10 protein-coding genes are annotated in these 14523 nt (G+C 61.7%); 3 read left to right on the forward strand and 7 right to left on the reverse strand.

Annotated elements, in window-relative coordinates; genetic code table 11:
• Positions 1-11: 11 nt before the first annotated feature.
• From kdpC to E9677_RS02220, 7 genes are all read right to left on the reverse strand, one after another.
• A complete protein-coding gene (gene kdpC / locus E9677_RS02190) occupies positions 12-575 on the reverse strand; it encodes a potassium-transporting ATPase subunit KdpC (RefSeq protein WP_136556456.1) in 564 nt (187 codons plus the stop codon).
• Positions 576-577: 2 nt separating this feature from the next.
• On the reverse strand, positions 578-2614 hold the full coding sequence (gene kdpB, locus E9677_RS02195; RefSeq protein ID WP_136556457.1) for a potassium-transporting ATPase subunit KdpB: 2037 nt from the start codon (positions 2612-2614) through the stop codon (positions 578-580).
• Positions 2615-2624: 10 nt separating this feature from the next.
• Entirely contained in the window at positions 2625-4334 is a 1710-nt protein-coding gene (gene kdpA / locus E9677_RS02200) for a potassium-transporting ATPase subunit KdpA (protein ID WP_136556458.1), read from the reverse strand.
• A gap of 14 nt (positions 4335-4348) precedes the next feature.
• Positions 4349-4435 carry a K(+)-transporting ATPase subunit F gene (kdpF, locus tag E9677_RS25845; RefSeq protein WP_136557161.1) on the reverse strand — a complete coding sequence of 29 codons (87 nt, stop codon included), beginning with the start codon at positions 4433-4435 and terminating at the stop codon, positions 4349-4351.
• Positions 4436-4859: 424 nt separating this feature from the next.
• Positions 4860-5864: an NADP-dependent oxidoreductase gene (locus E9677_RS02210; protein WP_136556459.1), complete on the reverse strand. Its 1005-nt coding sequence runs from the start codon at positions 5862-5864 to the stop codon at positions 4860-4862.
• A 77-nt stretch (positions 5865-5941) separates the two neighbouring features.
• Entirely contained in the window at positions 5942-6766 is an 825-nt protein-coding gene (locus tag E9677_RS02215) for an oxidoreductase (protein WP_136556460.1), read from the reverse strand.
• Positions 6767-6889: 123 nt separating this feature from the next.
• Entirely contained in the window at positions 6890-7678 is a 789-nt protein-coding gene (locus E9677_RS02220) for an SDR family NAD(P)-dependent oxidoreductase (protein WP_136556461.1), read from the reverse strand.
• A 111-nt stretch (positions 7679-7789) separates the two neighbouring features.
• Between E9677_RS02220 and E9677_RS02225 the strand changes: the two genes are divergently transcribed.
• The 3 genes from E9677_RS02225 (at position 7790) to mbhE (ending at position 14521) form a co-directional block, all read left to right on the forward strand.
• Positions 7790-8338: a TetR/AcrR family transcriptional regulator gene (locus E9677_RS02225; protein WP_136556462.1), complete on the forward strand. Its 549-nt coding sequence runs from the start codon at positions 7790-7792 to the stop codon at positions 8336-8338.
• Positions 8339-8622: 284 nt separating this feature from the next.
• Positions 8623-11763 carry a response regulator gene (locus tag E9677_RS02230; protein ID WP_136557162.1) on the forward strand — a complete coding sequence of 1047 codons (3141 nt, stop codon included), beginning with the start codon at positions 8623-8625 and terminating at the stop codon, positions 11761-11763.
• Positions 11764-12202: 439 nt separating this feature from the next.
• Positions 12203-14521, forward strand: a complete 2319-nt coding sequence (gene mbhE / locus E9677_RS02235) for a hydrogen gas-evolving membrane-bound hydrogenase subunit E (protein WP_136556463.1) — start codon at positions 12203-12205, stop codon at positions 14519-14521.
• Positions 14522-14523: the final 2 nt, after the last annotated feature.

Here is a 14523-nt window from a genome sequence, read left to right on the forward strand (position 1 = left end):
GGTCTCACAGATTACAGGGCATCGAGTGCCAGGTTGAGCTCTAGCACATTGACCCTTGCTTGACCGATAACGCCGAAGGTCGGAATTTCGGTCTGCCGCGCGACGAGCGAGGCGATGGCAGATGGATCCAGCCCCCTCGCCTGCGCAACGCGCGCCACCTGAGCCTCCGCGAAGGCCGGCGAGACATGTGGGTCGAGGCCCGAGCCGGAGGTGGTTACTGCATCAGCCGGGACAGGCAGCGCGATGCCGGTTGCGGTCAACCGGGCGACATCGGCGGTGACACGATCCTTCAGCTTGACCGAGGTCGTGCCGAGATTCGAGCCCGAGGAGGCCGCCGCATTGTAGGGGTCCGGACCCGTCGCGGAGGGGCGCGGCCAGAAGTAGCGGTCGGAGGTGAAGGTCTGACCGATCAGGGCAGAGCCTACGACTGCTCCATCCCGTTCGATGAGGCTGCCATTGGCCTCGGTGGGCATGACCGCCTGGGCGATACCGCTGATCGTCAGCGGATAGGCGAGACCGGTGAGTGCGGTCATGGCGACAACGAGGGTGAGTGCGGGTCTGATATGGTTGAGCATGATTACACCAGATGAAGAGCGCTGACGGCAAGGTCGATGACCTTGATGCCGGCGAAGGGAAGGATCAAACCGCCGAGACCGTAGACCAAGAGGTTGCGGCGAAGCAGCGCTGCAGCACCCGACGGACGGTAAGCCACGCCTTTCAGAGCCAACGGGATCAGCGCCACGATGATCAGCGCGTTGAAGATGACGGCCGACAGGATGGCCGACTGCGGTGACGTCAGCCCCATGATGTTGAGGGCTCCGAGGGCCGGATAGGTGGCGACGAACAGCGCCGGGATGATGGCGAAGTATTTGGCCACGTCATTGGCGATCGAAAACGTCGTCAGCGAGCCACGCGTCATCAGCAACTGCTTGCCGATCTCGACGATCTCGATGAGCTTGGTCGGGCTGGAATCGAGGTCCACCATGTTGGCGGCCTCACGGGCGGCCTGGGTGCCGGTCTGCATGGCGACACCCACATCCGCCTGGGCGAGCGCCGGGGCATCGTTGGTGCCGTCGCCGCACATGGCGATCAGGCGGCCACCCTGCTGCTCGCGGCGGATATAGGCGAGCTTGTCTTCCGGCGTTGCCTGAGCGAGGAAATCATCGACGCCGGCTTCCGAGGCGATGGCGGCTGCGGTGACAGGATTATCGCCGGTGACCATAACAGTGCGGATGCCAATGGCGCGCAGCGCCGCAAAGCGCTCCTTGATGCCGGGTTTCACCACGTCCTTGAGGTGGATGACGCCGAGCAGGCGGTCGCCATCGGCTACGCCGAGCGGCGTACCTCCAGTGCGGGCAACCTGATCGACGGCCCGGCGGAATTCGGCCGGCGCATCCTGTTCTGTGAGACCGGCGAATTTGAGCACGGCGTCAACCGCACCCTTACGCAGGCGGCGCGGACCGATATCGACGCCCGAGAGGCGCGTTTCGGCGGTGAAGCCGATGACGGCATCGAACTCGGCCTTCGGCATGGGCACGCCGAACTCGCCGGTCGCCAGCGCCACGACCGAGCGGCCTTCGGGCGTTTCATCAGACAGCGAGGCGATGAGAGCAGCTTCCGCGAGTTCCGTCGGCGTGACGCCAGGGGCGGCGAGAAAGTCGCTGGCCATGCGGTTGCCGAAGGTGATGGTACCCGTCTTGTCGAGCAGCAGGGTGTCGACGTCGCCGGCTGCCTCGACGGCGCGGCCGGAGGTGGCGATCACGTTGAAGCGGACCAGGCGATCCATGCCGGCGATGCCGATGGCCGAGAGAAGGCCGCCAATCGTCGTCGGGATCAGTGTCACCAGCAGGGCTGCCAGCACCGTGACCGAAAGCACCGTGCCGGAATAGCCGGCAAGGCCCCAGATTGCGACGCAGACGAAAAGGAAGATCAGCGTCAGGCCCGAAAGCAGGATCGACAGGGCGATCTCGTTCGGCGTTTTCTGACGCTTGGCGCCTTCGATCAGCGCGATCATGCGATCGACGAAGGAGGAGCCGGGCTGGACGGTGATCTTGATCTTGATCTCGTCTGACAAAACCTGCGTGCCGCCCGTGACCGCCGAACGATCACCACCGGATTCGCGGATGACGGGTGCGGATTCGCCGGTGATGGCGCTTTCGTTGACCGAGGCGACACCCTCGATCACTTCGCCATCGCCGGGGATCAGTTCACCGGCTGCGACCAGCACGATATCGCCCACCTTGAGGCCGGAGGCCGGGATGGTTTCGGTCTTGCCATTGGCTCCAAGCCTACGGGCGACAAGCTCGGACTTGGTCTTCTTCAGGCTGTCGGCCTGGGCGCGGCCTCTACCTTCTGCGACGGCTTCGGCGAAGGTGGCAAAGAGCACGGTGAACCAGAGCCAAGCGGCAATCTGGCCGGAGAAGCCGGCCTCGCCTGGATTTTGGGCGAGGTCGCGGATGAAGAGGATGGTCACGACGACTGCGACGATTTCGGTCACGAAGATGACCGGGTTGCGCAGGAGCTTGCGCGGATCGAGCTTGACGAACGCGTCGCGGATCGCCGGAAGCAAGATCGTCGGATCGAGAAGACTGGGTGCCTTATTGTCCTTGGACATGGGTGTTCCTTCAGAAGGTCTGGCCAGCGAGCATGGCGAAATGTTCGACGATAGGGCCGAGCACCAGTGCGGGCAGGAATTGCAGGCCGCCGAGAATGAGGATGATGCCGATCAAGAGGCCGACAAAGAGCGGACCGTCGGTCGGGAAGGTGCCGGCGGAGGCAGATGACTTCACCTTGGCGGCGAGCGATCCGGCGATTGCCATGACCGGCACGACATAAGCGAAGCGGCCGAGCAGCATCGCGATCCCGAGCGTGGTGTTGTACCAGGGCGTGTTGCCTGACAGACCGCCGAAAGCCGAACCGTTGTTGCCGGCTGCCGACGTATAGGCATAGAGGATTTCCGACAGGCCGTGCGGGCCTGATGTCCCGACGCTTGCCACCGCAAATGGCAGCATGGCAGAGACGGAAGTGAAGCCGAGAATGACCAGCGGCAGGATCAGCACGGCCAGCATCGCAAACTTCATCTCGCGGCCCTCGATCTTCTTGCCGAGGAATTCCGGCGTGCGCCCGACCATCAGGCCGGCGACGAAGACGGACAGGATTGCGAAGACCAGCATGCCGTAAAGACCGGAGCCGACACCACCGGGCAACACTTCGCCGAGCTGGATCAGGAACATCGGCACCAGGCCGCCGAGCCCCGTGAACGATCCATGCATGCCATTGACGCCGCCATCCGAAAGGCCCGTCGTGACTGCCGCATAGAGTGCGGTCATGGCCTGGCCGAAGCGGACTTCCTTGCCTTCCATGTTGCCGAGTGCTGGATCGACGCCGATTGCCGTCAGGATGGTATTGCCCTGGGCCTCGGCCCAGTAGGTGACGGCGACGCCGGAGATGAGCAGGAACGCCATGGCCGATATCAGCGCCCAGCCCTGCCTGCGGTTTCCGACCATCTGGCCGAAGGTGTAGACGAGCGACGCCGAGATCGACAGCATGGCGAAGATGTTGAGATAGTTCGACCAGGCTGTCGGGTTCTCGAAGGGGTGAGCAGCATTGACGTTGAAGAAGCCGCCACCATTGGTGCCCAGCTGCTTGATCGCTTCCTGCGAGGCGACGGGGCCAAGCGAGATCACCTGATTGGCACCTTCCAGCGTCGTGGCTGTGACGGAGCCGGCGAGCGTCTGCGGCAGGCCCATGGCAACGAAAGCGAGTGCGACGACGATGGCGAGCGGCAGCAGGACGTAGAGCGTGGCCCTTGTCATATCGACCCAGAAATTACCGAGCGTTGCGACCTTTGAGCGGGCAAGCGCGCGGGTGATGGCCACCGCAAGCGCCATGCCGGTCGCGGCCGATAGGAAGTTCTGCACGGTGAGGCCAGCCATCTGGGAGAAGTGGCTCATCGTCGTCTCGCCCCCGTAGTTCTGCCAGTTGGTGTTGGTGACGAAGGAGACAGCCGTGTTGAAGGCGAGATCCGAGGGCAGACCGGCAAAGCCTTGAGGGTTCAGCGGCAGATATGCCTGTAGCCGCAGCATCGCATAGAGCGCAAGAAACCCGGCGAGCGAGAAGGTCAGCATGGCGAGCGTATAGCCGAGCCAGCTCTGTTCCTTCTCGGGGTTGATGCCGCTCACCTTGTAGAGGTCACGCTCCACACGGCCGAGCACGGGCGAGAGAAATGTCCGCTCGCCGGAAAACACCCGCGCCATGTAAAGGCCGAGGGGTTTGATGACGAGGAGGACGGCGACGATGAGAAGGCTGATCTGCAGCCATCCGACTGTTGTCATGGGTCTGCTCCCGATCAGAAACGCTCGGGACGCAGCAGCGTCACGACAAGATAGATGCCAAGGGCGATGGCGACGATGAGGCCGAAGAGAGGTTCAAGCATCTGCGTGCCCCTCACAAACGGTCGAGCGCGCGAGCGTAAAGAGCGAGCACGAGAAGCGTGCCCGCGCCCAGCGCGATGAAGATCAAGTCGGACATGTCCGTTTCTCCTGTTGATACCGACACAGGATTAAGGGCGCTTCGGGTCAGGCTTCGATTGGGAAGAGGTGTGGGGGGCATAAAGAAAAGATAAGGAGGTGCCCGCGCGGTCCGTTATCGTCCCATGGCAGTGGCGGCCAGAACGCTGAGCACCGAGCGGTGTATTTGTGCCTCTCAGCGAGATGGCTCGCTTGTCGGGGCGAGGTTATCCCCCGGGAATGACCGGAATGAAAACGCAATGCTATCGCGCGTGACCCGTGAAGAGTTTTGGGCGCCGGTAGGCGTACAAATGTCCCTGAGCAAGGTGAATGTCCCTGCAGGCGAGACGCTCATCGCGAAACGGCAATAACCACCTTCCCCTTGGCGCGTCCGGTTTCGACATAGGCCAAGGCATCTGGCGCCTGTGCAAACGGAAACACCTTGTCGACGACCGGACGGATAAGGCCAGCATCGATCAGCTTGGCGATTTCCGCCAATTGCTGTCCTTCTGCGCGCATGAAGAGGAAGGAGTAGTCCACACCTCGGCTCTTCGCCTTCTTCAGAATGCCCCGGCTCAGCATCCGCATCACAAAGCGCAGGAAAAGGTTCAGTCGTAGGGACTTGGCGAAGGGGACGTCCGGCGGACCGGAGATCGAGATGAGCTTTCCGCCGGGTCTCAGCACGTTCACCGACTTTTCCAGCGTCTTGGCATCCTGGCTGTTCAGCACCAGGTCGTAGCCTGACAGGAGCTGTTCGAAGTCCTCAGTCCTGTAGTCGATCACCACATCGGCGCCGAGGCTTTTGACCAGTTCGGCATTCGCCGCACTGGTGGTGGTCGCAACCGTTGCACCGAGATGTTTGGCAAGCTGGATGGCGAAGGTGCCGACACCGCCGGAACCGGCCTGGATGAACACCTTCTGGCCGGGCTTGACCTTGCCCACTTCGACCAGCGCCTGCCAGACAGTCAGGCCGACCAGCGGGATCGAGGCGGCTTGCTCCATGGTGAGGCTTTTCGGCTTCAGCGCGAGGTCTGCGGCATCGACCGCAATCATTTCTGCGAAGGTTCCGACCCGATGATCGCGCGGGCGGGCGAACACCTCGTCGCCTGCCTTGAACTGCCTGACATTGGTGCCGACGCGGAGGACCGTTCCGGCCAGATCGTGACCGAGAGCAAAGGGCGGGCGATAGGGCAGGAACAGCTTGAATTCGCCGTCACGGACCTTGGAATCGAGAAGGTTGATCGCGGTGGCCTCGATGCGGACCAGCACGTCATTGGCGCCGATCTCAGGATCCGGCATGTCGGCGAGACGCAGCGGGCCTTGTCTCTTGTATTTGTCGACGACGAAGGCTTTCACGGGCTTTCTCCAGTGTGAAACGATTGTCAGTTCAGGCAGCCAGGAAAGCGAGCGCTTTCGGGAATGCCATCGCAATCTCAGGCGATGTTGAACTGCTTACGCAGGATGCGATCGAACAGAGCACGGGGGAGGAAACGCCGGGCAAACGCGGTCTGTCGAGCAGCCTTGCCTGAGGGGTAGCGCAGCAGTGGTTTCTGGGCCTGGGCTGCAGCCAGGATAGTCGCCGCGACATCATCCGCCGTGTCGCCGGCCGCCATGGCCGCGTCGAACGCGGCCTGGTAGCGGGCGAATGTCTGGCTATAGGCCGCAACGGGGCGATCACCCTGTGGTGAGTTGGCCTCGATGGAGGTCTTCGTCGCCCATGGTTCGATCACAGCGACCCGGATGCCGAACGGCCGGACTTCGTGATCCAGGGATTCCGAATAGCCTTCGATCGCATGTTTGCTCGCCGAGTAATGGGCGCCAAAGGGACCAGGAATGAGCCCCATGACCGATCCGATATTCAGGATCCGCCCATCTCGCTGTTGACGCATGATCGGAAGAATTTCGTTCGTCACCCGCACGACGCCCAGAAAGTTGGTGTCGAACAGCGCTCTGACCTGCTCGATCGAGCTTTCCTCTGCTGCCCCCGATACGGCGTATCCGGCATTGTTGACCAGCAGGTCAATGCGGCCGAGTTCTGCGTGGGCGAGTGCTACGGCGGCGGCGACGGAAGCGTCCGAGGTGACGTCACAGGCGATCATCCGGATGCCATCACGGATTTCGCAGGATGCCACCTTGCGGCTGGTGCCGATCACTCGGTAACCCGCCCGGTTGAGCGCCAATGCAGCCGCCTTGCCGATACCGCTCGAGGCGCCGGTCACGAATGCAGTCTTCTGTCCTTTGGATGATGAGGTTGCCATGGGTTTGCTCTCGATCTGACGCGCGACGTTGGGCCGTGCAACCTTGGGAATTGTCGGGGGTGACGATGGTCGGCGAAAGGGCCACGTGGTCGTCACAGACTGAGCTTGTTCACTGGATATTGCTCAGGCAGGCGTGCGATAGCGTTCGGCGGGGAGTGCGTTGACGAGATTGCCGAGCATGGCTTTGCGTGCGCCATCGAGGGCATCCCATTGGCCGGCATCGTGCAGCGGCGGTATGGTCACCGGTTCGCGGCGGTCGAAGCCGACGAGGGCGGCATCCACCAGATCGCCGACTTCCATGACATTGCTCATGGCATTCACGTCGGCGCCGACATGATCCCAGATCTCGGTCCGGGTGGTAGCGGGAAGCACGGCCTGGATATAGACGCCCTTGGGCCCGAGTTCCTGGGCCAGTCCCTGCGACAGGAAGAGCACGAAAGCCTTCGTCGCACCGTAAACCGTCATGCCGAACTCTGGCGCCAGACCAACCACCGAGCCGATATTGACGATCGCGCCCTCGCCAGCCACGGCCAGACGCGGAGCAATGGCGCTGGAAAGCCGGACGAGCGCAGTCGCGTTGAGTGCAATGAGCCTTGTCATGTCATCGGCGTTTTGGCCGACGAAGCTTCCGCCGATCGCCATTCCGGCATTGTTGACGAGAATGCCGATGCGCGCATCTTCCCGCAGTCTGGTCTCGACCTTGGCGAGATCCGCCGCCTGGGTGAGATCGGCCGGGAGGATCTCGATCGTCACGCCGGTTTCCTGGCGCAGACGGCTCGCAAGCGTCTCCATACGCACCACGTCTCGTGCAACCAGGACGAGGTCATGTCCACGGCGCGCAAAGCGTTCGGCATAGGTTGCGCCAATGCCTGTCGAGGCACCGGTGATCAGAACTGCAGGAATTTGAACCATTGGATTGCTCTTTTCTGTGACTGACGCTATATTCATGATCATCATCATGATTGCATTTAAATATGATGGCCATCATGTAAATGTCAACGGGCGTTGCGGAGAAATCTGAAAATGAAGGTCAGCCGAGAACAGATGGCGGAGAACCGTCGGCGGATCCTGGATGTCGCCAGCCGGTTGTTTAAGGACAAGGGGTTCGATGCAGTGAGCGTCGCGGAGGTCATGAAGGCAGCCGGCATGACCCATGGCGGCTTCTATGGACATTTCAGTTCAAAGGACGACTTGGTGGCTCAGACGCTGGCGCATGCGCTTTCGGCAGACAGCGTCGGAGACGGCGCGTTCAGCGATTTCGTAGCGTCGTACCTGGCGCCTCGTCATCGGGACAACCCCGGCAATGGATGCCCGACGGCGGGCCTTGCAGCAGCCATTCGTCACCAGACGCCCGCCGCAAAAGCCGCCATGAGCGAAGGACTGCGCGCGCAGATCGCGCGTATCGAACAGGCGCTTCCGGAGCAGGGCGCAGCCGACAAGCGCCGTGCAGCGATCGGAAGCTGGGCCGCCATGGTCGGCGCCATCATCCTCGCCAGGGCAGTCGATGATCCTGAATTGTCCGAAGAGATTCTCGAGCATACGCGCGCATGGATCGAGACCCGCGTCGGATAGATCTCTGGGGGCGCAGAGGCCGAGTGGTGAAGGAGCCCAATGGCTGAAACGAGGGCGCGAAACTGGCATGCGCGACCCTCGGGGCTGCTGCGCAGTCCACCCGATATCTCCGCTGCCGGCTGCAACGTAAAACTCTGGCGTCCAAATCGCGAAAAATTGGCCACGAATTGGAACCGAATGGCTGAAGAGGCGTTACTTGGGGTCGAAATAGGGGCATTTGGGGACATAGCGTGAATCTGGCATCACCGAATCTGCATCAGGACATCTTTATCGGTGACAGCGAGATGGCGCAGATGATGCGCCAACATGATTGGACGCAGACGACGCTCGGACCTCCCGAACAATGGCCTGAAGCGCTGAAGGTCGCGATCCGCCTGCTGTTGACCTCCAAATTCGAGATGTGGCTCGGCTGGGGTCCGGACATCGCATTCTTCTACAACGATGCCTATCGGCCGACTTTGGGCAACAAGCATCCCCATGCACTCGCAGTACCCACACATATTCTCTGGGCGGAAATTTGGGATGACATCAAGGACCGCCTCGCAACGGTCTACGGGACCGGCCACGCGACATGGGACCGGGCATTGCTTCTGCTGCTGGAGCGAGGAGGATATCCCGAGGAAACATACCATACCTTCTCCTACAGCCCGCTGATCGGAGACACGGGCAATGTCGAAGGCGTGTTCTGCGCCGTGACCGAAGAGACCGAACGGGTCATCAGTGAGCGCCGCATGGGCACGATGCGCATGCTTGCTTCGGGACTGGCAGCCGCGGACACGCGGCGCGGAGTACTCGATGCATCGCACCACGCCCTGGGAGAAAATCTGCACGATCTGCCATTCAGTTCGCTCTACCTGTTCGACGACGAAGGCAATGCGAAGCGGCAATGGGTCTGCGGCACCGCGGACGGTCAAGCGTTGCTGCCATCGGTTATTGTACCGAACCACAGCGTCTGGAACCTGGAGCGCGCCTGGAGCCTGCAGACAATGGAACTCGTCGACCTGTCCGGCATGCAGGATGTGCCACGCGGGGCATGGCAGAATGCGCCTGTTCAGGCGGCTGTCGTTCCCCTGACGGGGCAAGGCGGCGGGAGGGCAACCGGGGTCCTGATCAGCGGTCTCAACCCTCATCGGGCTGTGAGTGACGAGTATCTCGACTTCCTCAAGCTGATTGCCGGCCAGATCACATCTCGTCTCGCCAGTGCCGAAGCTTTCGACACCGAGCGGCAGCGAGCCGCAGCGCTCGCCGAGGCCGCCGAACTGCGGGACCAGGCTGCCGCCGCTTTGGAGCAGATCAACCGCCAGCTCTCTTCCGAGGTTGAACTTCGCACGGCCGAGCGCGACCGCATGCGGGCCCTGTTCCAGCAGGCGCCAAGCTTTATGTGCATCCTGAGTGGGCCCGACCATGTATTCGAACTGGTCAACGATGCCTATCTCCAGCTTGTCGGAAAGCGGGAGCTGGTGGGAATGACCGTCAGAAAGGCGCTACCAGAGGTCGAGGGCCAGGGATTCTTCGAGTTGCTGGATAGCGTGTTCCAGTCTGGAAAGCCCTATATCGGACGGAACCTGAAGGTGGACCTTCAGCGAGAAGGCGCCAGCAAGCCCGATGAGCGGTTCATCAATCTCATCTATCAACCGATCTTCGATCAGGCGAACCAAGTCACAGGCATCTTCGTCGATGGTTTCGACGTCACCCATCAGCGGCGCGCGGAAGAGCAACTCCACAGCCTCAATCATACGCTCGAGCAAAGGGTGGAGCAGCGCACCAATGAGCTGAGGACTGCCCTCCTCGAGCTGGAACGAGAGACTGTCGAGCGCGAGAGCGCTCAGCTGGCCTTGAGACAGGCGCAGAAAATGGAAGCGCTTGGCAATCTGACGGGCGGCGTCGCGCACGACTTCAACAATCTTCTTCAGGTCGTGAGCGGCAACCTGCAACTGCTTTCCAAGGATGTCGAAGGAAACGAACGCGCCGAACAACGTCTGCAGAACGCGCTGTCCGGGGTCACACGCGGCGCGAAACTCGCTTCGCAGCTGCTCGCATTCGGGAGGCGGCAGCCACTCGAGCCCAAAGTCGTCAATGTTCGCAGGCTCATTCAGAATATGGATGACATGCTCCGTCGCGCACTCGGCGAGGAAGTCGAGTTGGAATCCGTTGTATCCGGAGGATTGTGGAACACCCTTATAGATCCCAGTCAGCTCGAAAACGCCATACTCAACCTGGCGATCAATGCGCGCGATGCAATGGATGGCCGAGGGCGGCTGACGATCGAAGCGTCTAACTCGGTGCTCGATGACAACTATGCCCGGATGCACGAAGACGTCCGGCCCGGCCAATATGTCATGGTTGCGGTCACCGACACCGGATCGGGGATCCCTGCCGATATCATCGAGCATGTGCTCGAGCCGTTTTTCACCACGAAAACGGATGGAAAAGGCAGCGGCCTCGGGCTCTCAATGGTTTACGGCTTCCTGAAACAGTCCGGTGGCCATCTCAAGATCTACAGCGAGCCTGGGCATGGCACGACGATGAGACTTTACATGCCGCGCACGATGCAGGCCGAGGACAGCCTGTCGGACCTCAGTTCCCATCCGGTTAAGGGCGGCAGTGAGACGGTCCTGGTCGTCGAAGACGATGATGGTGTTCGTGATACCTCGGTCGCACTGCTGGCAGATCTGGGATACCGCGTGCTGAAGGCACAGGATGCGCAATCCGCCTTCGCGATCGTCAACAGCGGAGTGCAGGTCGATCTCCTCTTCACCGACGTCGTAATGCCAGGCCCGATGCGCAGCACGGAACTCGCCAGGAAAGCCAAGGCGCTCTTCCCACACATGGCCATACTCTTCACGTCGGGATACACCGAAAACTCGATCGTACACGGTGGGAAACTGGACGCTGGTGTCGAGCTTTTGTCGAAGCCCTATACGCGTGAAGCGCTGGCGCGCAAAGTCCGACATGTGCTCGGCAATGCGCAACAGCATCGCATTGCGGTGGAGCGCTTGGAGCGCCACGAGCAGGTCCAAACCAACACCCCAGCCGCACCATCACCCGAGCAGGCCAGCACACACAGTGGGACGACGCGCATACTTGTCGTGGAAGACGAGCCCCTCATTCTGATGTCGAACGTCGACATGGTGGAGGAGCTCGGCCATGAGGTCGAAGAAGCAAAGTCTGCCGAAGAAGCGCTGAAGATCATGGATGAAAGACACATCGACATCCTGTTGACCGATGTGGGCCTTCCCGGATTGACCGGCATGGATTTGGCCCGGATCGTTCGGGAGCGTTGGCCGGCCGTAAGAATCATATTCGCCAGCGGCGACAATGCGGCCAAGTCCACGTCAGGCATCGAGGACGCCTTGCAGCTCTCGAAGCCCTTCTCCCTGGAGGCGCTCAGAACCGTCCTGGTGGAGGCGAAGGGAACGAGCTGAGGCGTTTTTGCACCGCTGCCATTCGCAACGTACCGACAGGATGTGCGGCGAGGGTCCGCCTCGCCGGCTGATGACATCCGTCGATCCGAGGCAAAAGCTCAGCTCAGATACGGATCCTCTCCGCCCTCACCCCGCACGCCTTAGTGGCTTCGGGGACACCATAAGGTACTGTCTGCGTTCTCGTTGCATGGACCCCAAATGGCTTCATGCAGCCACTCGAATGGCATAAGCGCGGTCATGCATGTCCGGATCGGACCCCGTCCAGTTCCGCAGGCACCACTGAGAAGCTGACGTTCGGAATTCCGAATTCCGAAACGCTGCCATTCGGAAATGCGAACACACGGCACGAATGCCGGCGTAAGTAGCCTTGATTCCAAAGCATTTTCAGACTGGCACGCCTCTTGCTGTCCAATGAAGGACAACAAGAGGAAGTCATACCGTGAACTTTGAGTGGAGCATATTAATCGCATTGGCCGGGGCCGCGATCGCCAAACCGGCCTCGTCTTTGCTCGGGCGCTATACCGGCTGGGTGATGTGTCTCATCCCGCTGTTCATCTTCGCGTCTTTCCTGATGCAGCTCGGACCTGTGGCAGAGGGGGAGCTTCTGATCGCCCAGCTTGCCTGGGTGCCCTCGCTCGGCGTCGAGCTCTCATTCCGCCTGGACGGTTTCTCGCTGCTGTTTGCGCTGCTGATCAGCGGCATCGGCACCCTGGTCGTGATCTACGCCGGCGCTTACTTCGCCGAAAAGCCGAGCACCGAGATCGGTCGCTTCCTCAGTCTCATCATGCTGTTCATGACCGCGATGCTGGGGACCGTGCTGTCGGATAACCTCATCGTCATGTTTGTCTTCTGGGAGCTGACGAGCCTCGCCTCATTCCTCCTGATCGGCTTCGACGGACACAAGGAAGCGGCGCGCAAATCGGCTCTGCAGTCTCTCATCGTCACTGGCGGTGGCGGGTTGGCGCTGTTTGCCGGCATTCTCCTCATTGGCATGACGCTCGGCACCTTCTCCTTCACGGACGTGCTTGCTCGGTCGAATGAACTTGTCGCAAGCCCTTGGGCAGGCGCGATCGCGGTACTGATCATGATCGGCGCCTTTACCAAGAGCGCACAGTTCCCGTTCCACTTCTGGCTTCCCAATGCCATGGCCGCTCCGACCCCCGCCTCGGCCTACCTGCATTCGGCGACCATGGTGAAGCTCGGCGTCTTCCTGTTGGCGCGCTTCGACGGCGTGTTTGTCGGCATGCCGGCCTTCGGACACACGCTGGTGGTCGTCGGGTCTCTGACCATGATCATAGCGGCATTGCAGGCGCTGCGCGCCGAAGGCTTCAAGGCCGTACTCGCCCAGTCCACCGTCGCCTCGCTCGGCATTCTGGTCATGCTGATCGGCCTGACCGGTGAAGTCGCAGCTGTCGCCACGGTCGGCTTTATCCTGACCCATGCTCTCTACAAGGCGGCGCTGTTCTTCTGCGCCGGCACGGCCATCCATGCGACCGGCGAAGCCCGGCTGCACAAGCTGACAGGCCTGGCCCGCTTTCTGCCGGTCACGGCCGTCGCCGCAGTTCTTGCCAGCCTTTCGATGGCCGGCCTGCCCCCCTTCGTCGGCTTCATCTCGAAGGAGTATCTGTTTGAGGCGCAGCTTGCCAACGACTGGAATGTCCTGCCCATCGCCGCTGCCGTTCTCGTCAATGCCGTCATGGTGGGCGTGGCGGGCGTCGTGTCCATTCGCCCGTTCTACTTCAAGTCCAAGACCGTGCGCGAGATCCACCATGGCGAGACGCCCGGCCTTCTGGCAGGACCGCTGCTTCTGGCAGCCGGCGGCATCTTGATCGGCCTGGTGCCCGCGCCGGCCGGACAATGGCTCATCGGCCCTGCAGCCTCTGCCCTTCTCGGGCAACCGGTCGATGTGTCCTTCCAGCTCTGGCACGGCCTGACACCGATGCTGGTCCTGTCGATCCTCGTTGTCTCCATCGGCGCCGTGATCGTCGTCCAGTGGACCCGTATCCACACTGCGCTTCGCCGCCACGACAAGCTGTATGCCTTCCTCGGCGACCGCTTCTACCACAAGGGACTGAACGGCATTCTGGCGACGGCACGCCTGTCGACACAGGTGCTGCAGAATGGCGATCAGCATCGCTACACCGCACTCGTCGTACTGACGGTCACAATCGGCCTGGCAATTGCCTTCCTGGCTGCACCCTCGGCCGACTTCCTCGCCTCCGAGGGCAGCATCCGCATCTCGGTCGCGCTCGTCCTGCTGCTGACGGTCGTCGGCGCCGTGGCGACGATCATCGTCCGCTCGCTCATCGCAGGCCTCGTCTCCGTCGGCATCGTCGGCTTCGGCTCCGCCGTGATCTTCATGTTGAACGGCGCTCCGGACCTCGCGCTGACGCAGATGGCTGTCGAAACGCTGATCGTGATCCTGATGACGGCCGTGCTCCTCAAACTGCCGTCCCGACGTCGGCACTCGCGCACGATCTCAGAGCGCCGGCGCGACGGCCTGATCGCCGCAGGCTTTGCCGTGATGATGTTCATCGCGCTGGCCTCCATCGGCGTAACACCGATCGACCTGCGCCTTTCCGACTACTTCGGTGAGACGAGCTACCTCGAAGCCTACGGCCGCAACGTCGTCAACGTCATCCTCGTCGATTACCGCGCGATCGATACGCTCGGCGAGATCGTCGTCGTCGCACTCGCCACCATCGCTGCCTGGGGGTTGCTGCGCGGCTCCCTGAAACCAGCCCGAAACAAGGAGTGACC

Source organism: Peteryoungia rhizophila (assembly GCF_004912145.1).
Taxonomy (GTDB): domain Bacteria; phylum Pseudomonadota; class Alphaproteobacteria; order Rhizobiales; family Rhizobiaceae; genus Allorhizobium; species Allorhizobium rhizophilum.

What these genes read in the sequence shown, in the direction of transcription:
- kdpC (WP_136556456.1), bottom strand. Translation starts at nt 575, where the DNA reads ATGCTCAACCATATCAGACCCGCACTCACCCTCGTTGTCGCCATGACC.
- kdpB (WP_136556457.1), bottom strand. Translation starts at nt 2,614, where the DNA reads ATGTCCAAGGACAATAAGGCACCCAGTCTTCTCGATCCGACGATCTTG.
- kdpA (WP_136556458.1), bottom strand. Translation starts at nt 4,334, where the DNA reads ATGACAACAGTCGGATGGCTGCAGATCAGCCTTCTCATCGTCGCCGTC.
- kdpF (WP_136557161.1), bottom strand. Translation starts at nt 4,435, where the DNA reads ATGCTTGAACCTCTCTTCGGCCTCATCGTCGCCATCGCCCTTGGCATC.
- E9677_RS02215 (WP_136556460.1), bottom strand. Translation starts at nt 6,766, where the DNA reads ATGGCAACCTCATCATCCAAAGGACAGAAGACTGCATTCGTGACCGGC.
- E9677_RS02220 (WP_136556461.1), bottom strand. Translation starts at nt 7,678, where the DNA reads ATGGTTCAAATTCCTGCAGTTCTGATCACCGGTGCCTCGACAGGCATT.
- E9677_RS02225 (WP_136556462.1), top strand. Translation starts at nt 7,790, where the DNA reads ATGAAGGTCAGCCGAGAACAGATGGCGGAGAACCGTCGGCGGATCCTG.
- E9677_RS02230 (WP_136557162.1), top strand. Translation starts at nt 8,623, where the DNA reads ATGGCGCAGATGATGCGCCAACATGATTGGACGCAGACGACGCTCGGA.